The sequence below is a fragment of the Pseudoalteromonas sp. KJ63-1 genome (assembly GCF_055808145.1).
This window is the reverse complement of the sequence record NZ_CM147855.1, coordinates 2,917,525-2,943,134: the sequence shown is the minus strand read 5'-3', so window position 1 is coordinate 2,943,134 and position 25,610 is coordinate 2,917,525. Positions and strand designations below refer to the sequence as shown.

Below are 25,610 nucleotides of genomic sequence, written 5' to 3'. Positions count from 1 at the left end.
TTTGTTGAATTTATTATTGGCATGATTCACGCTTCTATTTAATTAATAGTTTTAAAAAGTAAGGAACGCACATGCAAGTTAAAACAATTCAAGAAGTGTTCGATTGGACCGTTCAGTTTCATACACAAATGGCGGCTAATTTTTTTAGCGTAAGGGATTTACTTGGAGAGCATAACAAACAGTTAATTGATTATTGTGTTGAGTATGAAAAAAAACTTGCTGAGGATTTAATCGGGTTTAAAGCAATCACTGAAATAAATACTTTAGATACATATTGTTATGAATATTTTTCAGAGCACTCAGAAATCATTAGCTTTACTGATTTAGATCGCAGTAATGAGCTAGATGAATTAGCGGTTCAAGAGTATTTATCTCAGCAGCATCAAAAAGTATTAAATGCATATAGTTATCTGGCAGATAAAGCGCAGTCACCAGAGGCTCAAGAAAAACTAGGGGAGATCTTACAGCTCGAAGAGCAAGGTCTGAAGCAGATGATGCAAAGTATTAATCGTCATGTAGACATGTAGCACTGGGTGTGTCCCGTCCTGAAATAGGTTGACGGTTTTAATGAAAGACTTGGTGCGAAAGCGCCAGGTCTTTTTTATGCACTTGATTTGGTGTTTTCATATTCAAACTTAAGTGCGGTCGCATTTCATTGTATATAAATATCGATTCTTCAACGAGCTCTTTTAACTCTGCCATATTACGACATTTATACAGTAGAAACTCTTGTTTTAATATCCCGTTAATACGCTCAGCTAATGCGTTTTGATAACAGTCATATCCATCGGTCATAGATGGCCTAATTCCCTCCTTTAATAGCATACCTTGATATACTTCAGAGCAATATTGTAAACCTCTATCTGAATGATGAATAGCATCACGTTTATACACCCGCTGCTTAATCGTCATCTCTAACGCTTTGACTACATCAGTTGCCTTCATTTCATCACTGAGCTCATAACCCATTATTTTTCGACTATAAGCATCAGTGACTAACGACAGGTAATGCACGCCTTGCGATGACTTTACGTATGTAATATCACTAACGAAGACTTCCTCGGCCGCAGTAGGTTTGTATTCTTTTAGTAAATTGGGATGCTTGTGCATCCAATGATTACTATTTGTTGTTTTAGTGTAATTTTTCTTTGGTTTTACAAGCAAGTCATGCTCTCTCAAATAGTCAAAAAAACAATCTCGGCCTAGTTTAATGTCACGCTCTTGCAGCTCTGGCTTTATCATCAGATAAAGTTTCTTCCCACCAATACGAGGCATGAATTGCCGCCAATACATCACTAACTCTTTGACTGGCTTCAACGCTTTATTCCGAGAATCTATTCTGCGCATAGCTTGATAGTAACCTTGTCGCGTTATGCCATATGCACGGCATAAAGGAGTAAGCTTTACTTGCTGGTTTTCTTTTGCGCGCGTGATAGCTCGGATATGTACTTTTTTCGCAAACCCGCTCCATATTCTTCATCCATAATATTAATCATTTCATCTTTGATTAAATCCTTTAGGCGTAACTCCTCTACCTCGCGCTCTAAACGTTTAATTTTTTGTGCTGGGGTTTCTTTTGATTTAGGCATGTTGGCTATATAAGTTGGTTTAGACCAATCTAATTTACCATGTTTTCGCAGCCATACCAGAACGGTGCTACGACCTTGAATACCGTAATGACTTTGCGCCTGTTTATATGTGAAGTCGCCTTTTTCTACTTGCTCAACAATGGATAATTTAAAGCCTAATGTATAATCTCGTTGAGTACGCTTAACGTCTTTAGTTTTAGTGGTTTTCATAAAATAAGTCCTAAATGTGTAAACACATTTCAGGACAAGACAGTGTTATGCATAAAAAAGGCGCTATAATTAGCGCCTTTTTCGTGTTCATGATAATAAAGCTGATTTAACTTTGCTCTACATCAACCACTAAGTCACTCGTAATTGACTCAAGTGCATTAATAACTTCTTCTTTATTCAATCCGTTAGGCAGGCTCACGGTGGCAACAGCACTAAATATAGGCACTCCCCAGTTTGGCGCACTTTGCTGCCTAGAGTTTAAGTTTGTAATATTCGCGCCTTTATGGCGAATAACACTTGCTAGCTCTTGCACTATACCAGGGCGATCGTTACCGGTGATCACAAAATTAAGCTGCTCAAGCTCTACTGGCTCAATTTCAGTGTTGCCCTTTTCAATGCGAACATCTAACTTAGGAAGCCCATTGAGCGCATTTTGAAATGTCTGTAAATGTTCTTCAGCCACTTCAACCTGTATAATGCCTGCAAAGTGACCGAGTAAGTGACTCAAGTTACTGCTTAACCAATTGCCGTGGTTTTCCAATATAACCGATGAAATACTTTCTACTAAACCGGGGCGATCTTCCCCTAAAATAGTTATTACCAACTGCTTCATAATAGTTCTCTTTTTAAGCCCAAATGAAAAAATAAATGCATAGGCATTAAGTGATGCGATCTAATGTATTTGATTCTAAATGTATGTAAAAGCTAACCACAAAAGGATTGTTACATCTTAGGAGGTTACTTTATTATTGTTATATTAGATGCCCATTGAGTATTGTCTTGGATAAATAGTTTGTCCAATTAATAATTGATTTAGTTCATTAATAACGCAAAAATAAATATCACCACTAAAGTAAATAATTCTTTAGTATTATTTTAAGTTGTAATTTTGCCTAAAACCTGCTCATAAAGCTGTAAATTTAATCTGCAAAGATGAACAGACTCTATATAAGTAAAGAATTATTACGACTGTAACATTACTGTCACTTTGATGAAATATAATGCGCCCAACGTTAAGATATAAGGGTGTTTTGATGACTTCAAATCCGAATAAACCGACTTTTAATACGGATCGAAGCCGTCTATTTAAAGACCGGTTTGCTAAGTTTGGCATAACCGCAGGCGGTATAATGGTATTAATAGCGCTGCTATTGATCTTCTTTTACCTTCTTTATGTAGTGCAGCCCATTTTCGAGTCAGCCAAAGTTGAAAAGCGCGCTAGCTTTAATGTTGCTAATGCTGAGCAAATAGTAGGGCTTGGTGTCGAGGAGCAAACTGAGGTTGCATATTTACTTGATGATCAAGGTCAAGTTAACTTCTACAGTGTTGATAAAGCACAGTTTGGTAAAAAACTAAAAACACTTAATGCCACTTTATCCGCGCGGGTAACCAGTTTTGCAAACAGTGCTCCTTTTCAAGGGCATTATGCGTATGGCCTAGAAAATGGCACCGTAACTATTGTCGCACCTAAGTTTTTAGTCACCTTCCCTAATAATGAACGTAAATTAACTCCGCGTTTAGGTTATCCACTAGGAGAAATGGCACTCGAAGTTGATGAGCAAGGTGCAGCTATTAAGCGTTTTGCCTTTAGCCATTATGAAGACAAAACAGCCGTGGCGGCACTTACTGCCGATAAACGAGTGGTATTTAGTAGCTTTGTTGCCGAAGAAAATATGTTTACTGGTGAAGTTGAATGGCAAGTGGAACGCACTGAACTTAACGTTGATGGTCGCGTAGATGAGTTATTAATGTCGCCAGATACCACCCGCACCTTTGTTCGTTCTGCTAATCAAATTTACGTATTCGATACCCGCTACCCAAGCGAAGTTGAGCAAATTCAATTATTATCTGCCAATGAAGAAAACGCGAATATAGTGTCATCGCAATTATTGGCGGGTGCAAACTCACTGATGTTGGCCAACGATAACGGTGAAATATCCCAGTGGTTTGAAATCAATACAGATGCAGGGCGTGAATTTCAAAAAATCCGTTCGTTTGAAACGACTAAGCAAAGCAAGCTGAATATTTTTACTGAGTTTTACCGTCGCACCTTTTTTACAACAGGTCAAAATGGTGAATTAGGACTTTATTACACAACCAGTGAAGCAAAGCTATGGCAAGGTAAAGTCAGTGATGGTGCAATTGAGCAGTTTGCCATTGCTCCGCGTTCAAATGCGGCGCTAATTTTAGCTGATAATAAGCTAACGGTTTTAGAAATTCATAACGAGCACCCAGAAGTAACGTGGTCAGCGCTTTGGCAAGAAGTATGGTACGAAGGCTATCCAGAGCCGGGTTATATTTGGCAATCGACTTCTGCCAGTGATGATTTTGAATCGAAGTTTTCACTAGTGCCAATTTCATTTGGTACTTTAAAGGCTGCTATGTATGCAATGTTATTTGCTGTACCTATTGCTATTTCAGCCGCTATTTATACCGCTTATTTTATGTCGAGCGAATTGCGTCGTGTGGTTAAGCCAACGGTAGAAATAATGGAAGCTCTGCCAACGGTAATACTCGGCTTTTTAGCAGGCTTGTGGTTAGCGCCTTTAATTGAAGAGCACTTGCCGGCTATTGTTGGTTTACTGGTGTTACTGCCATTGGGTATTTTAGCAACCGCTTTAGGCTGGAATAAATTACCAGCGGTTATTCGCCATAAAATCCCTGAAGGCTCACATTCAATTTTATTAATACCAGTGGTATTACTTATTGGTTGGTTGTCGTTTGCGATGAGTGAAAGTATTGAATTATGGATGTTTGATGGCAATGTGCGTCAATACCTAACCAATGAATTAGGCATGACTTTCGATCAGCGTAATTCATTAGTAGTAGGTATCGCAATGGGCTTTGCGGTTATTCCCACTATTTTCTCAATTGCCGAAGATGCGGTATTTAGTGTGCCTAAACATTTATCAAATGGCTCGCTAGCATTAGGTGCTACGCAGTGGCAAACCCTCATTCGCGTGGTGTTATTAACTGCTAGCCCAGGTATTTTTTCTGCGGTAATGATGGGATTAGGCCGTGCCGTAGGCGAGACTATGATTGTACTAATGGCTACCGGTAATACCCCAATTATGGATTGGAGTATTTTCCAAGGCATGCGTACCTTAGCCGCTAATATCGCCGTCGAAATGCCAGAGTCGGAAGTAGGGAGTTCGCATTACCGAATTCTATTCTTAGCCGCCTTTGTATTATTCATATTCACCTTTATTTTCAACACCGTTGCTGAGTTTGTTCGTCAGCAGTTGCGTGAAAAATACAGCTCAATGTAAGTGGAGAAACACGACATGGTAAAGCAGTGGTTTAGGTCTGGTTCTCCTTGGATTTGGATGACCGGTGGTGCTGTCAGCATCAGTTTAATTTCAGTAATTGGTTTACTCGCCATGATTGCATGGAAGGGATTGAGCTTTTTTTGGCCATCTCAAGTTATGCAGTATGAGCTTGAAGGCTCAATTGCGAAGCAAACCGTTATTGGTGAAATTTATGACCGTGAATTAGTACCTAAGTCGCGCTTAGCGGCAACGGGTATTGATGTTTCTAAATTTGAAAAAGACGAGGTTGAGCGTTTACTGATTAAAACAGGTAACCGTGAGTATGTTGATTTAGATTTTCGCTGGATACTCGAAACCGATATTAAACAAAGTTCAGCGCCCAAAGCGCTCGCGGTGTTTGAGCGTAGTAAAAACGGTAACTTTTATGGGTATGTAGAGAGCGTCATTAAAGATGGCGAAACGGTAACAGCTGATAAAGTTGAAACTTTACATGATCTTGTAGAGCGTGCAGTTGACTTAAACGACGAAGCGCTTGATTTACAAAATGGCGACATAGGTCATATAAACTATGAGCTTGAGCGTTTACGTTTACAAGAAAAAGCCTACTTACTTGATAACGAGCTAACCGACGAGCGTGTTGCTGAGCTTGCTCAAGCGCGTGCTGATTTACGTTCGCAATATGGCGAATTAGAAAAAGAGTTATTCGCACTGCGTAAACAGGCTAAACGTGACCAAGTAACCGTAAAGGATATGCGTGGTGAGATTGTAACCATCCCGCTCTATCAAGTGTTGGATGTATGGTTTCCAAACGATATGGGCTTTTTTGCTAAACTAGGCCATTACTTTGCACAGTTAGGTAAGTTTGTTTCAGATGACCCACGTGAGGCCAATACCGAAGGCGGCGTATTCCCTGCTATTTTTGGTACGGTATTTATGGTGATGTTAATGGCTGTGATTGTAACGCCATTTGGCGTGGTTGCAGCTATTTACCTACATGAATATGCAGCTAAAAACGCAATTACTAAAATGATCCGTATTGCGGTTATTAATTTGGCGGGTGTTCCGTCTATTGTATACGGTGTATTTGGTTTAGGTTTCTTTGTTTATATGGTTGGTGGTAGTGTTGACCAATTATTTTATCCTGAGTCATCACCTACCCCTGTATTTGGTACACCAGGTGTTTTATGGTCAGCACTCACCTTGGCAATATTAACGCTGCCTGTGGTAATAGTGTCAACTGAAGAAGGTTTATCTCGTATTCCTAGTACAGTGCGCGATGGTTCATTAGCACTAGGTGCGACTAAGGTAGAAACGTTATGGCGAATCATTATTCCTATGGCCAGCCCTGCTATTATGACGGGGTTAATTTTAGCCGTTGCTCGTGCAGCGGGTGAAGTTGCACCGCTTATGCTGGTGGGTGTGGTAAAAATGGCGCCAACGCTGCCGCTTGATGGTAACTTCCCATATATACATTTAGATAGAAAGTTCATGCACTTAGGTTTTCATATTTACGATGTTGGCTTTCAAAGCCCGAACGTTGAAGCGGCGCGTCCGCTGGTATATGCAACGGCCTTTTTGTTAGTGTCGGTTATTATCACCCTTAACATCACAGCCATTGGTATACGTAACCATTTACGTGAAAAATTCAGATCGCTTGAGCATTAATTTAGTATAGGTAACAAACATGATTACAGTCGCTCCAAAAGTAAACCAAGCAAAGCCAAGCTTGAAGTTAGATTTAAATAATTTAACAGACGAACAAAAAGCGCTAGAAATTAAAGATCTCGACCTTTACTACGGTGATAAACAAGCACTGAGTAAAGTAAATATGAATATCCCTAAAGGCCAAGTAACGGCATTTATCGGCCCGTCAGGTTGTGGTAAATCAACCTTATTACGTTGTATTAACCGCATGAACGACTTGGTTGATATTTGTCGTATTGAAGGCGAAATCATGCTGCATGGGCAAAATATTTACGATAAAAGCGTTGATGTTGCAGCCCTTCGTCGTAATGTTGGCATGGTGTTTCAGCGTCCAAACCCATTTCCAAAATCAATTTATGAGAATGTGGTTTACGGTCTTCGTCTGCAAGGCATTAAAGAAAAGCGTAAACTAGATGAAGTGGTAGAGCAATCGCTTCGTGGTGCGGCTCTTTGGGATGAGGTAAAAGATAGACTTCACGATAGCGCATTTGGTTTATCGGGTGGTCAGCAGCAACGTTTAGTGATAGCCCGCTCAATTGCGATTGAGCCTGAGGTATTATTACTTGATGAACCAACATCAGCACTCGATCCGATTTCAACCTTAGTAATCGAAGAACTAATTAATGATTTAAAGAATAAGTTTACCGTGGTTATTGTTACTCACAACATGCAACAAGCGGCTCGTGTTTCTGATCAAACAGCGTTTATGTATATGGGTGAGCTGATTGAGTATTCAGATACTAATACTTTATTTACGACGCCTACGAAGAAAAAAACGGAAGATTATATTACTGGTCGTTACGGCTAGTCGGGTTAAAACGCGAAAGCAATGAATTATTAAAGAAGGTCATTATGGAACACAACATTAATAAACATATTTCTGGTCGTTTTAATCAAGAGCTAGAAGATGTTCGTAACCATGTACTAAGTATGGGTGGATTAGTTGAGCAACAACTTAATAGTGCGCTTGATGCAGTAAGCCAAAACGATGCGCTATTAGCACAAAAAGTACGTGAAAACGACTATAAAGTTAATGCAATGGAAGTCAGTATTGATGAAGATTGCACCCGTATTATTGCAAAGCGCCAACCAGCAGCCAGTGATTTGCGTTTAGTAATTGCAATAGCAAAAACCATTGCTGATTTAGAAAGAATTGGTGATGAAGCTAAGCGAATTGCTAAAGTTGCACTAGACTCATTTACTAAGGATCAACAAGATTTATTGGTAAACATTGAAAATATGGGTCGCCAAGTATCTAAAATGTTGCATGACGTTTTAGACGCATTTGCGCGTATGGATGTGCAACGTGCATTTGAAGTGCATAAAGAGGATGCTAAAGTAGATAGAGAATATGAAGCTATCACCCGTCAAATAATGACTTACATGATGGAAGATCCGCGCTCAATTCCAAAAATTATGGATTTAGTATGGTCTGTTCGATCATTAGAGCGTATCGGCGATCGTTGTCAAAACATCGCTGAATATGTCATTTATTTTGTAAACGGCAAAGATATTCGTCATACATCTCAAGAAGATATTGAAAAATCACTGTAGTGAGACGAATAACCAAAAAATATCAAAGGCAGTAATACACTGCCTTTTTTATTTTTTGTAAATAATTGAATGAGAAAAAGCGTTCACAATCTAGCTTAATGCTGTAAAATTCAGGCTGAACAGCATATTGAATTGATTAAAGGGTCAGTTATGCCAACAAATTTTTTAGGTGTTTTTGCTAAATCCCCTATAAAACCAATAGAAGAACACATCAGGAAGGCTCATCAAGCTAGCGAAAGTTTGATACCTTTTTTTAATCATGTTTTTAAAGAAGAGTGGCAACAAGCAGAAGAGCTACGTTTAACCATTCGTAATTTAGAACGTGAAGCTGATGAAATGAAAAGAACTATACGTTTACAACTACCTGGCGGGCTATTTATGCCAGTAGAGCGTACAGATCTGCTCGAATTAGTAACCCAACAAGACAAAATTGCTAACAAAGCAAAAGATATTGCTGGGCGTGTAATTGGTCGTGAAATGATCATACCAAAAGAGATTCAAGAAGACTTTTTGGCATATGTCACTCGTTGTGTCGATGCAACTAAACAAGCATCTAAAGCGATCAATGAATTAGAAGAATTGTTAGAAACGGGCTTTAAAGGCAGGGAAGTAACTCTGGTTGAAAAAATGCTCGTAGAATTGGATGCCATAGAACAAGACACGGATGAAATGCAAATTAGAATACGCCGCCAGCTACGTAAAGTAGAAAGTGAGCTAAATCCAGTTGATGTGATGTTTTTATACAAAATCATTGAATGGGTCGGTGAGCTTGCAGATATTGCAGAGCGCGTAGGATCACGTCTTGAGCTGATGTTAGCTCGTTAATTTAAAATCAGTTCAAACACGAAAGATTAAGGTTACACAATGGATATCATTGCATCTTACGGCACGGTATTAATTTTAATTGCCGCAGCAGTCGGCTTTTTTATGGCTTATGGTATTGGCGCAAACGACGTTGCCAACGCGATGGGTACATCAGTAGGTTCAAAAGCACTTACTATTAAACAAGCGATTTTTATCGCGATGATTTTTGAATTCGCAGGTGCTTATTTAGCCGGTGGTGAAGTAACATCAACAATTCGTAAAGGAATTATTGATGCTGCCCCATTTGCCGACATTCCTGAACTGATGGTTCTAGGTATGATCGCTTCTTTATTTGCCGCGGGCAGTTGGTTATTAATGGCCTCATTTTTAGGCTGGCCGGTATCGACTACTCATTCAATCATTGGCGCGATCATTGGTTTTGCTCTTGTTGCTGTGGGCACAGAGGCTATTCAATGGGGTAAAGTTGCTGGTATTGTAGGTAGCTGGATTGTAACGCCGGCGATATCAGGTTTCATAGCTTACTTAATATTTATGAGTGCGCAAAAGCTGATTTTTGATACCGACGCTCCACTTAAAAATGCAAAGCGCTTTGTCCCAATATACATGGGTTTAGCTGGCTTTATTATGGCACTAGTGACCATTAAAAAAGGCTTAAAGCACATTGGTATTAATTTAGGTACCGTTGAAGGTTTTGCTATTTCTATTGGTATAGCGGTACTGGTTGCTGTTATCGGTAAAATTGCTATTTCTCGTTTAAATATCGATCCTAAAGCGGATAGAGAAATGCAGTTTAACAATGTAGAAAAAGTATTTGCCGTACTTATGGTATTAACAGCCTGTTGTATGGCATTTGCTCATGGTTCTAACGACGTTGCTAATGCAATTGGGCCTCTAGCGGCTGTTGTAAACATTGTTGAAAACAATGGTGAAATTGCTAAGAAAGCGGCTATTGCTTGGTGGATATTACCACTAGGTGGTTTTGGTATTGTTGCCGGTCTTGCTATTTTAGGCAAAAAAGTAATTAAAACCATTGGTGAAGGTATTACTCATTTAACACCAAGCCGTGGTTTTGCTGCTGAATTAGCCGCTGCCTCTACCGTTGTTATAGCATCGGGCACAGGCTTACCTATCTCAACCACACAAACCCTAGTAGGCGCTGTGTTGGGTGTAGGTATGGCACGTGGTATTGCCGCACTAAATATGGGTGTAATAAGAAATATTGTAGTTTCTTGGGTAATTACATTGCCAGTTGGTGCTGCCCTTGCTATTGTTATTTTCTACGTACTAAGAACCGCTTTTGGGGTTTAATAAAAAGTACTCAAAAGACTTTTAGCTTGAAAAGATCTCAATGCCCTTGGTGTTGGGGTCTTTTTATTTGTGGAAAGAAAAATGACCAATCTCCCTAGTATTAAACAGCTGCAGTATTTATTAGCTGTACATCAACATCAACATTTTGGCCGAGCAGCAAGTGCCTGTTTTATTGGTCAGTCAACGCTGAGTACTGCGATTCAAAACCTAGAGGAAACTTTAGGATGTCAGCTTATAGAGCGAGAAAATCGCAGCCTAATGTTTACCACTATTGGTGAAGAGGTGGTTGAGCGTTCAAGAAAAATAATCAACGATACTATTAGTTTAAAAGAGTTAACTAAAAGCTTTTTAACACCGCTCAGTGGTACATTAACGGTAGGTGTTATTCCTACTATTGCGAGCTTTATTGCAGCGCCTTTGTATCACTTTTGCCAGCAAACATTTGTAGATTTAGAGTTGGTATTAATTGAGGACACCAGCGATAAGTTGCTTGATAAGTTAGAGCATGGGCAAATTGATTTAGCATTATTAGCATTGCCCTACGAAACTGATAAATTTCATACCCAAGTCTTAGCACAAGATCATTTTAGTTTAGTGCATCATAAAGACTACACACCAGCCAAAGGCATTGAAGACTTTAATCTACTACCAGAAGCCAGTGTATTTTTGCTTGAGCGAGAGCACTGTATGACAGGGCATGCGCTCAGTGCGTGCCACTTAAATCGCTCTAGTTGCATCAACCCCTTTGAAGCAGCTAGCCTTCATACCTTATTGAGTATGGTTGAATATAAACTTGGCGTGACGTTTTTACCGCAAATGGCAATTAACGCGGGGATTTTAGAAAACAAAGACATGCTAGCTACGCCATCGCAAGGGGATGCCTATCGTGATATTGGTGTGTTGTGGCGTAAAACAACGGGACGCATTCGTGACTTTAAATTGTTTAGCCAACAATTAGAGATCTTTTTGAAAAAGCAGTGTAGTGTTGATTTTAAGTAACCTGAACTGATGTTAAGTAGTGAAAGTTAGGTTAAAAAAAGCCTATTAACCAATCGATTAATAGGCTCAATAACATAGGGAATTAAAGAGGCTGCTTGTACTGGCTGTGGTAGCTCTCTAGCGGCGGTAAAAATAGTAAGTAAACCCATACAACAACATTAAAATACGGGACTAGCCCAAGCACTGTAAAGGTTTTTACAGGGTAACCCTTGAGCTGTGCGTATTTGTAGCATTGAAGCGCAATCGCAAAGTGTATAAACAATAATAACGTGATTAGTTGCGTCATAAACATCCTCCTTATGCCCCTATGTCCACCTTTAACAGTATAGACATCTAGACGATAAGAAATAAAGATGTCATGTAAAATCAAGGTAATCACTTAATTTTCATGACATTGTGCTGCCGATAAGCAAAGTATAGGTTAGATGGGCAAATTTGAAAGTAATAAATTGCTTAAATTTGTTTATTAATGTTTATAGTGACGTGAGGGTGTCTTAATAAAAAATAGGGTTGTTTTCAATTTTTTCTAACTCAATCAGTACCTTGTCAATTGGGACGGGGCGAGCAATAAAGTACCCTTGCCCGTAGTCGATACCAATTTCTTTAAGTGCAAAAAACACTTCTGCAGTTTCTACATATTCAGCAACAGAGCGCTTATTTAGTGAACGACTGATGTCATTTATGGCCTTTACTAGCGCTAAATCAATGGAGTCATTAAGCATATCGCGTACAAAGGAACCGTCAATTTTTACGTGTTGAGCTGGTAATTGTTTAAGGTAATTAAAGGTACTAAATCCTGTGCCAAAGTCATCAATTGAAAAATGGCAGCCTAAATTATTTAGTCGCTCAATCATTTTACGAGTCGCCGCTAAATTATTAATACTGGCCGATTCGGTTATTTCAAAAATAATTTTCGCAGGAGACACTTGATACTTCTCAAGGGTCGATTCTATTAATGGCAGCAAACGTTCATCTAAAAATGATTGTGCCGATAAGTTTATTGCAATCTGAAGAAGCTCTGGATGTGCTGCAACACTCGCAATGCTGTTACGAATAACACATTGGTCCATTAAAAAGGTGTCGTTAAGCATTTCCAATGAGGGAATAAATTGATTAGGGTAAATAAGTTCGTCGTCGAGTTTTAACCTTAGTAGTACTTCAAAGTAGGCAACCTGATTAGTTTTAAAATCCCAAATGGGTTGATAATGAAGTTCTATACTGTCTTGCTGTAGTGCTTGACGTACTCCATGGCCCCACTCTAAACCCGTTTGTAATGCATTATTCTCACCATCTTGTTTTGAATAGCAATGTACTAAATTACGGCCTAAATTTTTAGCAATATATAGCGCGATATCTGACTGCTTTAAGCATTCATTTGGATCGCAGTTATCAGCGGTAATTTGGGTTAAACCAATCGAGCAACTAATTGAATAGATTTGCTCTTCAGATTTAAATTGATTGCCTTCAATGGCACTGCAAATCCCTTCTGCAATTAAATGGGCATCCAATAAATTGGTATTTTTAAGTATCACCGCAAACTCATCGCCACCGACACGGCAGATAAGATGCTCATTACTAATATTGGCAATAAATAGCTGCGCCACTTCTTTTAAAACAATGTCACCTTGTTGGTGGCCTTTGCTGTCGTTTATTATTTTAAAGTGGTCAAGGTCAATATAAATAAGCGCGTGTTCAATATTTGTATGGGTGTTTTCGCTCTGGCAAATATAGTTAAGCTGTTGGTCAAAATAATAACGATTGTGTAGCCCTGTTAAGGTGTCATGCAGGGCTAAATGGCGTAATTGCAACTCTGCTTGTTTGCGCTCATGAATGTTATCAAGTGTGGCGGTGATAGTGGCGTTGTTGCTGCTATTTTTTATTAACTGAAGCCGACATTCGACCCATACTGAGTTACCGTTTTTTTGGCTCAGTTTAACTTCTATTTTTTGTTTGTCCGCGCCACCTTGTAAAATATCATCAATGGTTGATTGTAATGACTGTTTATATTCTGTGGTACAAAACGCAGTGAGTGGTTGTTGTAAGGTCGACTTAACTCCAAAACCACTTAGAGATTCCCACGCCGGGTTTATAAAGCGAATATTTCCTTGCTGATCTAGTTCAAGTACAACCGTGTTTAAGTGCAATAAAATACGCTGATGCGCTGAAAACAGGTCGCGATATTTTACTTCACTAATACTTAACTGCTGCACTTTGTTAGCAAACTCAGCATAGCTCACCATGAAGTCTTCACGACGCGCTGCATGATCACAGACTTTATTCAAAAATGAAGGATCGTAAGGGGCGCGAATAAAGTCGGTAACGCCAGAAAGTAATAACTGCTCAGCGTAATCAGCATCGTTTTTATCAATAATAGTAACAATGGCTTGCTGAGGATTATGCTGCAAAATCTTTTCTACTAATTGATTTGAGCTCTCAGCTTGTGCTGCAGTGGCATCAAGTAGCACGATAGCAAACGGCTGTTGATTATAGGCACTGAGCGCGGCTTTTTCGTTAGTAACATGAGTAATTGCAAAGTTAAGCTTTAATTGTTCACTCATGTCGTTTGCCCTGCTGCTAAAGGGTTCTAATAACAACAGGTTTAAGCGACTGCTTTTTTCTAAATGACTCGACAACACATTTGCTAGTATTTGCGGCAATATATCTTGGCGTTCAAAAGGCAGTACTGCATCTATGCCATAGCTACGTGCGGTAGTTTCGGCGATACGCTCACAATAAATGGGCGGAATAAGTAAAATAGGCGTATTTTTCGGCGTGTTAAGTAAACCAGAGCGGATCATACGTGAAAACCGCCAGCCATCAATTTTACCTACATCTAAGCCGGTTATGATTATATTTACGCTTTGGTTCTTTAAGATTTTTAACGCATCTTGGCTGTCTGAGGCTTCAATAAACTCAAACACACTAAGCCTCTCCAGCGTGGCACGTATAGTCTGGCGCTCATCATTACTTGCATTTAATATTAGCAATTTAAGCTGTTTTGCCACTTAGGTACCACTCCGAGAAATGCAGATAATAATTCAATTAGTAAGAATAATGATATTTAGCCATAAGAACAAGCGTATTTAACCGCTATTTTAAATGTAGTTCATTGATAGCTAATTAGGGAGAATATAAGGGTTATCTTGAGCATCATTAGTAATAGTATTTAGGGAGAATATAGGGGTTATCTTGAGCTTCATTAGTAATAGCCAAATACCCAAACCACCTCAAAATGCAGAATTCAGCGCTTCACAGGGGCTTAATATCAAGGCGATACTTTGCCGTAATGGTTATCCCTTTCAAGAATGTAGCAACGATGAGAGTATGCCCCTGTGAAACGCCCACGGGTTGGCTTAAAAGCGATTTATACTGTGTTATTGATATTAATAATAGAACCACTATTATTTGCCATCAATGCCTTGCCTAAATCGCTTTTAATTCCGACGACACTCGTATTTTGAGGTGGTTTAAATATACCCAAACCACCTCAAAATGCAGAATTCAGCGCTTCACAGGGGCTTAATATCAAGGCGATACTTTGCAGTAATGGTAGTCCCTTTCAAGAAGTAGCAACGATGAGAGTATGCCCCTGTGAAACGCCCACGGGTTGGCTTAAAAGCGATTTATACTGCGTTATTGATATTAATAATAGAACCACTATTATTTGCAATCAATGCCTTGCCTAAATCGCTTTTAATTCCGACGACACTCGCATTTTGAGGTGGTTTGGGTATACACTTGGCGCGATTTTAAATGATGTGGAATTCTAACAATGCGCGTAGCTGATTTTAGCTTTGACTTACCTGATGAATTAATTGCTCGTTTTCCTAAAGCAGACAGAACCAGTAGCCGTTTATTGAGCTTAGACGGGCCGAGTGGTGCTGTTGAGCATAAAATATTTAGTGACATTCTTGAACTTGTTAACGAAAACGACTTACTGGTTTTTAACAACACCAAAGTAATACCTGCGCGTATGTTTGGTCAAAAAGAATCTGGGGGTAAGGTTGAGGTGCTGGTAGAGCGTGTATTAGACGAGCACCGGGTGCTCGCGCACATTCGCGCTAGTAAATCGCCAAAACCGGGCAATGTGCTCATTTTAGAGGGTAAAGCAAAAGCCACTATGGTGGCACGCCACGATACGTTATTTGAGCTTGAGTTTGACCGCAGTGAAAATGTGCTCGACATTTTAAATGATGTGGGCCACATGCCGCTTCCTCCTTACATTGATCGCCCAGATAACGAAGCTGATCGTGAGCGATACCAAACAGTATATGGCGAAAAGCCAGGCGCCGTAGCTGCACCAACCGCAGGCCTTCATTTTGACGATAAACTCATGACTGCGCTTAAAGACAAAGGCGTACAAATGGCGTTTGTTACCTTGCATGTTGGTGCAGGTACATTCCAGCCAGTTAGGGTAGAAAGTGTTGATGAGCACATCATGCACTCTGAATATATTGAAGTACCGCAAGATGTGGTGGATGCGGTTGCAAGTACTAAAGCCAAAGGCGGGCGTGTGATTGCAGTAGGTACAACTTCAGTACGATCACTAGAGTCAGCCGCAAAAATACATGGTGGCAAGTTAGATACTTACTTTGGCGATACCGATATTTTTATTTTTCCGGGTTATCAATTTAACGTTGTTGATGCCATGGTCACCAACTTCCATTTACCTGAATCAACCCTAATCATGCTGGTCAGTGCCTTTGCAGGGCAAGACAATATTATGGGTGCCTACAATACTGCAATTGAACAACAGTATCGCTTTTTTAGCTATGGCGATGCGATGTTTTTGACCCGTAAATAATTTACAGCGTTATCGGTTTTTATTTTACTCCTAAGCACAGTGAATTTATCACTGCTAATAGTAATAGGGTGGTAAAAAGGGTAGAATCAAGCGGTTAAATTATAGCTTGTTGGACTGTTTTTCCGACACAGAGGATATTATGAAATTTGAATTAGACTGCACCGATGGCAAAGCACGCCGCGGCCGCTTGATTTTTGACCGAGGTGTAATAGAAACGCCAGCGTTTATGCCTGTAGGCACTTACGGCACGGTTAAAGGCATGACACCTGATGAAGTAAAAGCAACGGGTGCACAAATCTGTTTAGGTAATACATTTCACTTAATGTTGCGCCCAGGTACTGAAATCATCAAACAGCACGGTGATTTACACGATTTTATGAACTGGGACTTCCCAATTCTTACTGACTCAGGCGGTTTCCAAGTATTTAGCCTTGGCGCAATGCGTAAAATCACTGAAGAAGGCGTGATGTTCCAATCGCCAGTTAATGGTGACCAAATTATGATGTCGCCAGAGAAATCAATGGAAGTACAGCGTGATCTCGGCTCAGATATCGTGATGATATTTGACGAATGTACGCCATATCCTGCCACTGAAAAAGAAGCCAAAGACTCTATGGAGCTTTCTCTGCGTTGGGCTAAGCGTTCAAAAGAAGGGCATGGCGACAACCCGTCAGCATTATTTGGTATTATTCAAGGCGGTATGTACCCTGAGCTTCGTGCACAATCACAAGCGGGCCTTGAAGAGATTGGTTTTGATGGCTATGCGCTTGGTGGTTTATCGGTTGGTGAACCTAAAAATGAAATGATCAATATTCTTGATCATTGTGCTTATAAAATGCCAGAAAACAAACCACGTTATTTAATGGGTGTAGGCAAGCCAGAAGACTTAGTTGAGTCGGTTCGTCGTGGTATTGATATGTTTGACTGTGTAATGCCAACGCGTAATGCACGTAATGGTCACTTATTTATTACAACGGGCACCATTAAAATCCGTAACGCAGTGCATAAAACAGATACGGGTCCACTTGATCCAGAGTGTGATTGCCATACCTGTAAAAATTATTCGCGCGCCTATTTGCATCATTTAGACAAATGTAACGAAATTTTGGGTGCACGACTAAACACTATCCATAACTTACGATACTATCAACGTGTTATGGAAGGTTTGCGTAATGCTATTAGCGAAGGTCAACTAGAGACATTTGTACACGATTTTTACGCTCGCCGAGGCCAAGAAGTGCCAGAGCTAGCTGATACAACAAATTAAAATTTAAAAATTGAAGAGGAAGTATTATGAGTTTATTTATTTCAAACGCGCATGCAAGCGCTGGTACACCTGCAGCAGGCGGCGGTATGGAAATGCTAATTATGTTAGCGATTTTTGGTTTGGTTTTTTACTTTTTAATTTACCGCCCGCAAGCAAAGCGCGTAAAAGAGCATAAAAGCTTAATGAGCGCGATGGCAAAAGGCGATGAAGTGCTAACCCAAGGTGGTTTAGTGGGTAAAATCGTAAAAATTGCTGAAGACAAAGACTTCATCGTGATCTCATTAAATGAGCAAGCAGAAGTAACTGTACAAAAATCAGCAGTATCTGCTGTACTGCCTAAAGGCACAATGAAGTCGCTATAAAAATAATAAGGACGACCCCGTGTTAAACAAGTTTCCAATTTGGAAGTATTTACTTGTTTTAGCTGTGTTAGCCATTGGCCTTTTATATGCTTCACCAAACCTGTATGGCCGCGATCCGGCCATACAGGTTTCTGGCGCTAAAGGCACCGATGTTGACCTCAGTGTTGTAGACAAAGTAAACGCAATCCTCAAAAAAGATAACGTAAGCGCTAAATCGACAAAGCTCGAAGATGGGCAAATTCTTGTTCGTTTTAAAAATGTTGAAGACCAACTAAAAGCGCAAGACTTACTGCGTAACTCGCTTAGCAGCGATTATATTTCAGCGATTAATATGGCTCCTGCACAACCGGCTTGGTTAAAGTCGTTGGGCGGTAATCCTATGAAGTTAGGCCTAGATTTAAGTGGTGGTGTGCATTTCACCATGGAAATCGATATGGTCACTGCGGTGGATAATCAGTTAGAGCAAATGGAGCAAGATTTCCGTAGCGACCTGCGCGAAGAAAAACTACGTTATCGTAGTGTGCGCCGTGTAGCTGGCTCTGAGCGTATGCGTGTAGAAATGCGTAACGAAGAAGATAAAGACGCTGCAGAGCGCTTTTTAGAAAGCCGTTACCCATTAAACGTTTACATTGATGATAGCAGTAACGATAACGCATTCTTTGCCACTATGAGTGAGCTAAAGCTAAAAGAAATTCGTGACTATGCTATCAAGCAGAACGAAACTATTATTCGTAACCGAATCAACCAAATTGGGGTTGCAGAGCCAAACGTACAGCGCCAAGGTGCTGAACGTATTATTGTGCAATTGCCAGGGATTCAAGATACCGCTCGCGCTAAAGAAATTTTAGGTGCTACGGCAACACTTGAGTTTCGTGAAGTTGACGAAAATGCTGACATAAGCGCTGCTGCTCAAGGTCGTATCCCACCGGGTACTGAAATGATCATGAGCCGTGATGGTTATCCTGTAGTACTAAAAAAACGCATTATTCTTGAAGGTAGCCATATTACTGGCGCGCAGTCAGGTGCAGATGAGTACCAGCGTCCACAAGTAAGCATTAAACTCGATAGTAAAGGTGGGGCAAAAATGAATGCCTTCACCAAGCGTGCTATTGGTAAACGTATGGCTACCGTGTTTATTGAATACAAGCCATCGGGTAAAAAAGATAGTGACGGTAAAGCACTTCCGCCAATTAAAGTGGAAGAAGTTATTAACGTAGCAACCATTCAAGCGCGTCTTGACCGTTCATTCCGTATTACCGGTATTGATAACCCAGCTGAAGCGCATAACTTAAGCTTACTTCTACGTGCTGGTGCATTGGTTGCGCCTATTCAAATTGTAGAAGAACGTACGGTTGGGCCAAGCCTAGGTCAAGAAAACATTGAAGCAGGTATGACTGCTGTAGCCCTTGGCTTTGCGTTTGTACTGGCCTTTATGCTTATTTACTACAAAGGTTTTGGCCTTGTTGCGAATATTGCACTGGCTGCCAACTTAGTACTTATTATTGGTGTTATGTCATTAATTCCTGGTGCAACGCTTACCTTACCGGGTATAGCTGGTATTGTACTGACAGTTGGTATGGCCGTTGATGCGAACGTACTTATATTTGAACGTATTCGTGAAGAGCTAGCCGATGGCCGCAGCCCTCAACAAGCGGTTCATTTTGGTTATGATAGCGCCTTTAGTACTATTTTTGATGCCAATATCACCACATTAATTGCGGCGATTATCTTGTTTGCTGTTGGTACCGGTCCTGTTGCTGGTTTTGCGGTAACCCTAGCAATTGGTATTTTAACCTCTATGTTTACAGCAATTATAGGTACCCGTGCGGTTATCAACCTATTTATTGGCGGTAAACGTGTTGATAAACTTTCAATTTAAGGAGCAGACATGCAAATTTTAAGATTGGGCGGTAAAACCCTTCGTTTCATGTCTCTTCGAAAAGTGGCAATGGGCTTTTCTACGCTATTAATTATAGCGTCGCTGACGTCACTTTTTGTTAAAGGCTTAAATTTCGGCTTAGATTTTACCGGCGGTACAGCGGTTGAGGTGGGTTTTTCGCAACCAGCCGATCTGAAAAAAGTACGTAATGTACTAGCTGAAAATGATTTTGCTGATGCATCGGTACAGCTTTTTGGCTCAAGCCAAGAAATACTGGTTCGCTTAGCCCCTCGTGGTGATGATGTAAAAGCAGAAGTGATTGGTAACCAAGTAATTGCAGCACTTAAACAAGCCGATGATAGCGTAGTAATGCGCCGTATTGAGTTTGTAGGCCCAAGCGTAGGTGAAGACTTAAAAGAGCAGGGTGGCCTTGCCATGTTAACTGCACTTATTTGTATCTTAATTTATGTGGCGTTTCGCTTTGAATGGCGTTTTGCTGTGGGCGCAGTTGGCGCGCTTTTACACGATGTAATCATTACGATTGGTTTATTCTCGGTGCTTGGTTTAGAGTTTGACTTAACTATTTTGGCAGCAATACTTGCCGTGATAGGTTATTCACTAAACGATACCATTGTTGTATCAGACCGTATTCGTGAAAACTTCCGCAAAGTGCGTATTGACGACACGATTGAAATTATTGATATCTCGCTTACGCAAACACTTAACCGTACCTTAGTAACCTCAATCACGACTATTTTAGTACTGATTGCGTTATTTGTATGGGGCGGTCAAACCATTCATGGCTTTGCTACTGCACTACTATTTGGTGTGTTTATTGGTACTTACTCTTCAGTTTACGTTGCCAGCTCGGTGGCTATTGCCATGGGCGTAAGTAAAGAAGATTTAATACCAGAAGTGATTGAAAAAGAAGGCGCTGATTTAGATCCAATGCCTTAATTGAGATTAAACTATTTTTAAAACAAAACCGCTCCTAGTGAAGTGACCCCATAAAGTTGGACTCATTTCTAAGCGGCTGCCAAGGCCTGATTTCGATACTGTATCGGACTCAGGCCTTTTAGTTTCAGTTTAATACGCTCATTGTTGTAATAGTGGATATATTCTTTAATGTTTTCAATAAGATCATTCACGTCTTTAAACGTTTCGTTGTGGTACATCTCGCTCTTCAATATGCCGAAGAAGTTCTCAGCAACCGCATTATCTAAACAATTTCCTTTTCTAGACATACTTTGTTGCAATCCTTTTTCCTTAAGGTGATTTTGATATTGTTTGTTTTGATATTGCCACCCTTGATCTGAGTGTACAACTGGCTTTTCATTTGGCTTCAACCTAGCAGTTGCTGTTTTAAGCATGTCAGTTACCAAAGGGAGTGCAACGGATTTTCTGACTTCGTAACTGATTACCTCTTGGTTGAATAGGTCAATCATAGGCGATAGATATACCTTCTCATTATCCACTTTAAACTCCGTCACATCCGTCACCCATTTTTGATTTGGCTTCTGCGCAGTAAACTCGCGGTTAAGCGTATTTTCTGCGATTTTACCCACTTCACCTTTATAGGATTTATAGCGCTTAGGCCTTACTTTTGACTTGAGTCCTAACTCATTCATCAACCGTTGAACGCGCTTATGATTAACAAATACTCCCATTGCTCTCAGGGCACTCGTAATTCTGCGATAGCCATATCGCCCTTTATGCGCGTGATAAATATCACGTATTTTTACCAGTAAATCATTGCTTGCACAGGGTTGCTTACAAGTAGTGCGATGATAATAGTAAACACTCTTTGGCAGCCCTGTAGCCTTTAAAAGGTGTCGTAAGCTATGCTTTGCCTTGAACTCTTCGACGACTATCGTTTTGTCTTTGCTTTTTTCTTTCTGGCTTGAGCCAAGGCTTCTAACTTTTTTAGCACATCATTCTCAGCTCGTAAGTATGCTAGTTCTTCTCGTAACTCCTCCTCAGTCATTTGCTCTACTAGTTTTGATGAAGAAGAATTATTTGTCATGAATGGCTTACCTTTTCTCTGTGGTTTAAGACGTGATATACCATCACGAGCATAAAGCTTTTGCCATTGAAAAAGAATGCCTGGGGACGATAAATCGAAGAAAGCACTGGTATAACCGAGTGACCAACTGTTTGCTGTCATCGCTTTTAACACTTCAGCCTTAAATGCTAGAGAATAAGGTTTGTGAACAGACCTGAAGCTTTCAGCGCCATGAATTCGATAAATAGCGGTCCAATATCGGACCTGCCTGTCTGTAACATTAAATCTGTTACTTACCGCCGAAGAGCTTTCAGACAAAGCGAGTTCAGCTATTTTGAGCTTGAAAGCTCGGTGATGTTTGGACATAAAAAGACCCCCAGTAATTGGAATGTCCAACTATTGGGGGTCACTTCATAGTGAGCGGTTTTTTATTGCCTCCTAGATAAGTCACATAATAGTCATACTCAGTTGGTATTTTATTGCTCTTATTAAATTTTTATCCGAGCTAGTAGTGACAGAGCAACGACAAGTCTTAGAATCAATTTTACAACAAGGAGCAATAACAACCTTGTTCCAACCTATTTTCGATATAGCTAAGCAATCTATTATTGGGTATGAAGCGCTTAGCCGTGGCCCTAAAAATGGTCCGTTAGCCATGCCAAATAAGCTCTTCGAAGCGGCTTATAAATACCAATTGATTTCAGAGCTTGAGCTTTTATGTCGTTCTCGCGCCATTGAAAATTTTGTAAAACTCAGTCTGCAAGGGAAGTTGTTTTTAAATGTCAGCCCAAAAATTCTACTCGATCCGAGCCACCCTAAAGGCGAAACCTTACATTTAATTGAACAGTTTGGTCTTGCTGCCAATCGAGTGGTGATTGAGGTAACTGAACAAGAAAAGGTAGATGATGGTTTTTTACTGTTAAAAACCATCGCGCATTATCGAGAGCTGGGCTTTACGATTGCTATTGACGACCTCGGTGCAGGTTATTCAGGACTAAAGCAATGGTCGCAGTTATGCCCAGATATTGTAAAAATTGATCGTTACTTTATTGATCATTGCGATCAAAGCGAAGTTAAAAAAGAATTTCTAAAATCAATTTTGGTGTTAGCACGGGCAACAAATACAGCGGTGATTGCAGAGGGAATTGAACGTTCCGAAGAGCTAGATTTAGTTAAAAGTATAGGCATAAGTCATGTTCAGGGGTTCTTTTTAGAAAGACCGAGTCAACAGCCAAGTTATGACTACAACTATAAACAGTTACAATCGCTCACTTCGACCCAAGCCGCCTCAAAGTTTGAGCAATCAATGGCAATAGGTGTGCTTGCTGTTACTCAGCCTGCTATTAGTAGTCATACGCGTTGTAAAGAAGCTCATGCACTTTTTGAGCAAGACAAAAGCATAATCAGCTTACCGGTATTAAATAGCAGTCAGCAGCCAATAGGACTGTTACACAAAGATCAGCTAACAGAAGTGTTTGCCGCGCCTTATGGGCATGCACTTTATGATAAATGTGAAGTCACAGAGTTAATGGATAAACAACCTTTGGTGGTTGATGAAAATCAAATGCTTGATATTGTCTCCCAGCAAATAACAGAGCAAGACTTTGATATTCGTCGCCATATTGTTATCACCTGCAACAATAAATATTTAGGCTTGGCACCGCTCAGAGACATACTAAAGCACATTACAGCAGAAAAAATCCGCCACGCTCAACATGCTAACCCTTTGACCATGTTACCGGGTAATGTGGCAATTAGTGAGGTAATAGAGCAGCGTCTGCAACATAAACAGCCATTTTCACTAGCCTATATCGATTTAAATCACTTTAAACAATTTAACGATTTGTATGGCTATGCCAGTGGTGACAGCGTAATAAAACTTCTGGCCGATGTGACTGTAAAAGCGTGTGCGCACAGCGCTAACTTTGTCGGGCATATTGGCGGCGATGACTTTATGGTGGTGTTTGAAAAAAAAGATGCGGTGGAGATTTGTAATACTATTATCACGCAATTTGAACTACAGTCACGCGTGTTTTTTACGCCAGAGCATATTGCTGGAAAAGGGTATTGGGCAACTAATCGAGAGGGCGAAAAGCAGTTTGTACCTTTACTTACATTATCGATAGGTTTAGTTGAGCCTGATCTGCAGCAGTGCAAAAATAGTCATCAAGTAGCGGCATTAGCGACAGATGCTAAAAAAGAAGCAAAACGTTATCGTCACAGCTACTTATTTATATGTAATCGAAGAAGGCCTGCTCCCGCTATTGTACGTTTATCCAATAGTAAAAAAAGTGGCTAACAAAAAGCAAAAAAGGAGCCTAGGCTCCTTTTTTAGTACGCAATTACGATTAACGTAATAACGACTCAGATAATACTGGGCGCATTTCGCGAACAATCGCCTGTGTTAGCTTAGGTGCACCACAGATTACGTTACCGCTCACGTTGTAGTTATTACCGCCAGCAAAATCAACAATCATGCCGCCAGCTTCTTTAACTAATAGCTCGCCTGCTGCTGTATCCCAAGGTTTTAAACCAATTTCAAAGAAGCCATCAACACGACCCGCTGCAACATACGCCATATCTAGCGAAGCAGAGCCTGCACGACGAATATCAGCTGTGTGAACAAATAACGCTTTAAACGCTTCAGAGTATGCATCTAAGTGATGTTTTTGTTTGAAAGGAAAACCTGTTGCAAGAACAGAACCAGCAAGTTCAACCGTTTTAGATACACGTAAACGTTTGCTGTTTAACTGTGCGCCTTGACCGCGAGAAGCAGTGAAAAGCTCGCCACGAATTGGATCGTAAATTACGGCTTGGTCTAAACGACCTTTAACTTTAAGTGCAATAGATACTGCGAAATGAGGGATACCCTTGATGAAGTTAGTTGTGCCATCAAGTGGGTCAACAATCCATTGGTAATCAGCATCCTTACCTTTGTGTTCGCCTAACTCTTCACCAACGATGCAGTGATCAGGGTAAGAACGTAAAATAGTGTCACGAATTACGGCTTCGGCTTCTTTATCAATGTTAGTAACTAAATCGTTGGTGCCTTTTTGTTGCACTTCAACTTTTGATAAATCTTCACTTGCACGAAGAATAAGTTTGCCTGCGTTACGCGCAGCGCGAACCGCAATGTTTAACATTGGATGCATGGTATTACCTTTGGGTTGTAAAAGAACGTTTATATATTTAAGCCGGCGTATTTTAGCGGTTTTTGTCATAAAGTAAACCATAAAGCCTAAATACTTGTGAGTGTTTTTTGTACAGGTATGATCTTTCGATATATTTATCGAAATAAAAACAAGCAATAAATTTGTAAATTAGCGCTTTACCTAAAGTGAGCTTGAGGTTTTATGATGTTCTATATTCAATTAACAGGAAGAAAATTATGAAATTAGAACACGTAAATTTAGTTGTCAGTGATATAAACGCCATGCTTAAGTTTTACCAAGCAGCGTTTCCCTATTGGTCAATTAGAAGTGAGGGAGAAGGAACCTGGTATGGTAAAGCAAGGCGCTGGGTACATTTTGGTGATAACGATCAATATATTGCTATAAGTGATCACGGTGAAGGGAAAAACCGTGACTTATCAGGGCATCAAATTGGTTTGGCACACTTTGCCTATGTAACCAATAACTTAAATGCAGTAATAGCGCGCTTAAAGCATGGAGGCTTTGAAATAAGTAAGCAAGGCGCTGTAAATCCATTTAGAAAGAACATTTATTACATTGATCCCGCAGGATTTGAGATTGAGTTTGTAGAGTACATGAGTGATGTACCTAGTGAGCGAAATAACGACTTATAATATGAATGAAGCCAACTATTTTGGCTTCATCAA

22 protein-coding genes are annotated in these 25,610 nt (G+C 40.2%); 15 read left to right on the top strand and 7 right to left on the bottom strand.

Features of this window, described 5'->3' with window-relative positions; genetic code table 11:
• Positions 1 to 71 precede the first annotated feature (71 nt).
• Positions 72 to 527 (top strand): hypothetical protein, encoded by a 456-nt coding sequence (locus AC0L7Q_RS14020; protein ID WP_413400861.1) that lies wholly within the window; start codon positions 72 to 74, stop codon positions 525 to 527.
• Positions 528 to 564: 37 nt separating this feature from the next.
• On the opposite strand, the gene AC0L7Q_RS14015 is transcribed toward AC0L7Q_RS14020, so the two are convergent.
• Together AC0L7Q_RS14015 and AC0L7Q_RS14010 are read right to left on the bottom strand one after the other, a co-directional pair.
• Positions 565 to 1,799, bottom strand: a protein-coding gene (locus AC0L7Q_RS14015; protein ID WP_409423192.1) for an IS3 family transposase whose coding sequence is annotated in 2 segments (ribosomal slippage) — positions 565 to 1,448 and positions 1,448 to 1,799 — 1,236 coding nt in all. Because the reading frame shifts where the segments join, the coding sequence is not laid out codon by codon here.
• A gap of 106 nt (positions 1,800 to 1,905) precedes the next feature.
• Complete coding sequence (locus AC0L7Q_RS14010; protein WP_010391731.1) at positions 1,906 to 2,412, bottom strand: glycine cleavage system transcriptional repressor; 507 nt, start codon at positions 2,410 to 2,412, stop codon at positions 1,906 to 1,908.
• A gap of 421 nt (positions 2,413 to 2,833) precedes the next feature.
• On the opposite strand from AC0L7Q_RS14010, the gene AC0L7Q_RS14005 reads away from it, so the two are divergent.
• The 7 genes from AC0L7Q_RS14005 (at position 2,834) to AC0L7Q_RS13975 (ending at position 11,458) form a co-directional block, all read left to right on the top strand.
• A complete protein-coding gene (locus tag AC0L7Q_RS14005) occupies positions 2,834 to 5,068 on the top strand; it encodes an ABC transporter permease subunit (protein WP_413400860.1) in 2,235 nt (744 codons plus the stop codon).
• A 15-nt stretch (positions 5,069 to 5,083) separates the two neighbouring features.
• On the top strand, positions 5,084 to 6,733 hold the full coding sequence (pstA, locus tag AC0L7Q_RS14000) for a phosphate ABC transporter permease PstA (RefSeq protein ID WP_413400859.1): 1,650 nt from the start codon (positions 5,084 to 5,086) through the stop codon (positions 6,731 to 6,733).
• A 19-nt stretch (positions 6,734 to 6,752) separates the two neighbouring features.
• On the top strand, positions 6,753 to 7,580 hold the full coding sequence (gene pstB / locus AC0L7Q_RS13995) for a phosphate ABC transporter ATP-binding protein PstB (protein WP_008114812.1): 828 nt from the start codon (positions 6,753 to 6,755) through the stop codon (positions 7,578 to 7,580).
• Between the two features lie 44 nt (positions 7,581 to 7,624).
• Positions 7,625 to 8,326 (top strand): phosphate signaling complex protein PhoU, encoded by a 702-nt coding sequence (gene phoU / locus AC0L7Q_RS13990; protein ID WP_413400858.1) that lies wholly within the window; start codon positions 7,625 to 7,627, stop codon positions 8,324 to 8,326.
• Positions 8,327 to 8,476: 150 nt separating this feature from the next.
• Positions 8,477 to 9,151 (top strand): TIGR00153 family protein, encoded by a 675-nt coding sequence (locus AC0L7Q_RS13985; protein ID WP_008114817.1) that lies wholly within the window; start codon positions 8,477 to 8,479, stop codon positions 9,149 to 9,151.
• Between the two features lie 39 nt (positions 9,152 to 9,190).
• A complete protein-coding gene (locus AC0L7Q_RS13980) occupies positions 9,191 to 10,459 on the top strand; it encodes an inorganic phosphate transporter (protein WP_138606597.1) in 1,269 nt (422 codons plus the stop codon).
• An 81-nt stretch (positions 10,460 to 10,540) separates the two neighbouring features.
• Positions 10,541 to 11,458 carry a hydrogen peroxide-inducible genes activator gene (locus AC0L7Q_RS13975; RefSeq protein ID WP_413400857.1) on the top strand — a complete coding sequence of 306 codons (918 nt, stop codon included), beginning with the start codon at positions 10,541 to 10,543 and terminating at the stop codon, positions 11,456 to 11,458.
• A gap of 82 nt (positions 11,459 to 11,540) precedes the next feature.
• On the opposite strand, the gene AC0L7Q_RS13970 is transcribed toward AC0L7Q_RS13975, so the two are convergent.
• Positions 11,541 to 11,744 (bottom strand): hypothetical protein, encoded by a 204-nt coding sequence (locus AC0L7Q_RS13970; protein WP_409424009.1) that lies wholly within the window; start codon positions 11,742 to 11,744, stop codon positions 11,541 to 11,543.
• A 208-nt stretch (positions 11,745 to 11,952) separates the two neighbouring features.
• Positions 11,953 to 14,463, bottom strand: coding sequence for an EAL domain-containing protein (locus tag AC0L7Q_RS13965; protein ID WP_413400856.1), 2,511 nt, complete (start codon positions 14,461 to 14,463; stop codon positions 11,953 to 11,955).
• Positions 14,464 to 15,230: 767 nt separating this feature from the next.
• Here AC0L7Q_RS13965 and queA point away from each other — a divergent pair.
• The 5 genes from queA (at position 15,231) to secF (ending at position 20,727) form a co-directional block, all read left to right on the top strand.
• A complete protein-coding gene (gene queA / locus AC0L7Q_RS13960) occupies positions 15,231 to 16,262 on the top strand; it encodes a tRNA preQ1(34) S-adenosylmethionine ribosyltransferase-isomerase QueA (RefSeq protein ID WP_413400855.1) in 1,032 nt (343 codons plus the stop codon).
• Positions 16,263 to 16,401: 139 nt separating this feature from the next.
• Complete coding sequence (tgt, locus tag AC0L7Q_RS13955; protein WP_054202633.1) at positions 16,402 to 17,529, top strand: tRNA guanosine(34) transglycosylase Tgt; 1,128 nt, start codon at positions 16,402 to 16,404, stop codon at positions 17,527 to 17,529.
• Between the two features lie 26 nt (positions 17,530 to 17,555).
• On the top strand, positions 17,556 to 17,891 hold the full coding sequence (gene yajC / locus AC0L7Q_RS13950) for a preprotein translocase subunit YajC (protein WP_413400854.1): 336 nt from the start codon (positions 17,556 to 17,558) through the stop codon (positions 17,889 to 17,891).
• Positions 17,892 to 17,910: 19 nt separating this feature from the next.
• Positions 17,911 to 19,770 (top strand): protein translocase subunit SecD, encoded by a 1,860-nt coding sequence (gene secD, locus AC0L7Q_RS13945; protein ID WP_413400853.1) that lies wholly within the window; start codon positions 17,911 to 17,913, stop codon positions 19,768 to 19,770.
• A gap of 9 nt (positions 19,771 to 19,779) precedes the next feature.
• A complete protein-coding gene (secF, locus tag AC0L7Q_RS13940) occupies positions 19,780 to 20,727 on the top strand; it encodes a protein translocase subunit SecF (RefSeq protein WP_413400852.1) in 948 nt (315 codons plus the stop codon).
• A gap of 68 nt (positions 20,728 to 20,795) precedes the next feature.
• Here the strand turns inward: secF and AC0L7Q_RS13935 are convergent, their stop codons facing one another.
• Positions 20,796 to 21,641 (bottom strand): IS3 family transposase, encoded by an 846-nt coding sequence (locus AC0L7Q_RS13935; protein ID WP_409425547.1) that lies wholly within the window; start codon positions 21,639 to 21,641, stop codon positions 20,796 to 20,798.
• Positions 21,638 to 22,138 carry a transposase gene (locus AC0L7Q_RS13930; RefSeq protein ID WP_409424004.1) on the bottom strand — a complete coding sequence of 167 codons (501 nt, stop codon included), beginning with the start codon at positions 22,136 to 22,138 and terminating at the stop codon, positions 21,638 to 21,640. Before AC0L7Q_RS13930 ends, AC0L7Q_RS13935 begins: the two co-directional genes overlap by 4 nt.
• Before the next feature lie 145 nt (positions 22,139 to 22,283).
• On the opposite strand from AC0L7Q_RS13930, the gene AC0L7Q_RS13925 reads away from it, so the two are divergent.
• Positions 22,284 to 24,071 carry a GGDEF domain-containing protein gene (locus tag AC0L7Q_RS13925; protein WP_413400851.1) on the top strand — a complete coding sequence of 596 codons (1,788 nt, stop codon included), beginning with the start codon at positions 22,284 to 22,286 and terminating at the stop codon, positions 24,069 to 24,071.
• Positions 24,072 to 24,120: 49 nt separating this feature from the next.
• Here AC0L7Q_RS13925 and suhB read toward each other — a convergent pair whose 3' ends face one another.
• A complete protein-coding gene (gene suhB / locus AC0L7Q_RS13920; protein WP_054202669.1) occupies positions 24,121 to 24,924 on the bottom strand; it encodes an inositol-1-monophosphatase in 804 nt (267 codons plus the stop codon).
• Positions 24,925 to 25,160: 236 nt separating this feature from the next.
• Between suhB and AC0L7Q_RS13915 the strand changes: the two genes are divergently transcribed.
• Positions 25,161 to 25,577, top strand: coding sequence for a VOC family protein (locus AC0L7Q_RS13915; protein WP_413400850.1), 417 nt, complete (start codon positions 25,161 to 25,163; stop codon positions 25,575 to 25,577).
• The last annotated feature ends 33 nt before the right edge of the window (positions 25,578 to 25,610 follow it).

Excerpts from the sequence above, each read along its gene's own strand:
- AC0L7Q_RS14020 (WP_413400861.1), top strand. The coding sequence starts at position 72 with ATGCAAGTTAAAACAATTCAAGAAGTGTTCGATTGGACCGTTCAGTTT.
- AC0L7Q_RS14010 (WP_010391731.1), bottom strand. The coding sequence starts at position 2,412 with ATGAAGCAGTTGGTAATAACTATTTTAGGGGAAGATCGCCCCGGTTTA.
- AC0L7Q_RS14005 (WP_413400860.1), top strand. The coding sequence starts at position 2,834 with ATGACTTCAAATCCGAATAAACCGACTTTTAATACGGATCGAAGCCGT.
- pstA (WP_413400859.1), top strand. The coding sequence starts at position 5,084 with ATGGTAAAGCAGTGGTTTAGGTCTGGTTCTCCTTGGATTTGGATGACC.
- pstB (WP_008114812.1), top strand. The coding sequence starts at position 6,753 with ATGATTACAGTCGCTCCAAAAGTAAACCAAGCAAAGCCAAGCTTGAAG.
- phoU (WP_413400858.1), top strand. The coding sequence starts at position 7,625 with ATGGAACACAACATTAATAAACATATTTCTGGTCGTTTTAATCAAGAG.
- AC0L7Q_RS13985 (WP_008114817.1), top strand. The coding sequence starts at position 8,477 with ATGCCAACAAATTTTTTAGGTGTTTTTGCTAAATCCCCTATAAAACCA.
- AC0L7Q_RS13980 (WP_138606597.1), top strand. The coding sequence starts at position 9,191 with ATGGATATCATTGCATCTTACGGCACGGTATTAATTTTAATTGCCGCA.
- AC0L7Q_RS13975 (WP_413400857.1), top strand. The coding sequence starts at position 10,541 with ATGACCAATCTCCCTAGTATTAAACAGCTGCAGTATTTATTAGCTGTA.
- AC0L7Q_RS13970 (WP_409424009.1), bottom strand. The coding sequence starts at position 11,744 with ATGACGCAACTAATCACGTTATTATTGTTTATACACTTTGCGATTGCG.
- queA (WP_413400855.1), top strand. The coding sequence starts at position 15,231 with ATGCGCGTAGCTGATTTTAGCTTTGACTTACCTGATGAATTAATTGCT.
- tgt (WP_054202633.1), top strand. The coding sequence starts at position 16,402 with ATGAAATTTGAATTAGACTGCACCGATGGCAAAGCACGCCGCGGCCGC.
- yajC (WP_413400854.1), top strand. The coding sequence starts at position 17,556 with ATGAGTTTATTTATTTCAAACGCGCATGCAAGCGCTGGTACACCTGCA.
- secF (WP_413400852.1), top strand. The coding sequence starts at position 19,780 with ATGCAAATTTTAAGATTGGGCGGTAAAACCCTTCGTTTCATGTCTCTT.
- AC0L7Q_RS13930 (WP_409424004.1), bottom strand. The coding sequence starts at position 22,138 with ATGTCCAAACATCACCGAGCTTTCAAGCTCAAAATAGCTGAACTCGCT.
- suhB (WP_054202669.1), bottom strand. The coding sequence starts at position 24,924 with ATGCATCCAATGTTAAACATTGCGGTTCGCGCTGCGCGTAACGCAGGC.
- AC0L7Q_RS13915 (WP_413400850.1), top strand. The coding sequence starts at position 25,161 with ATGAAATTAGAACACGTAAATTTAGTTGTCAGTGATATAAACGCCATG.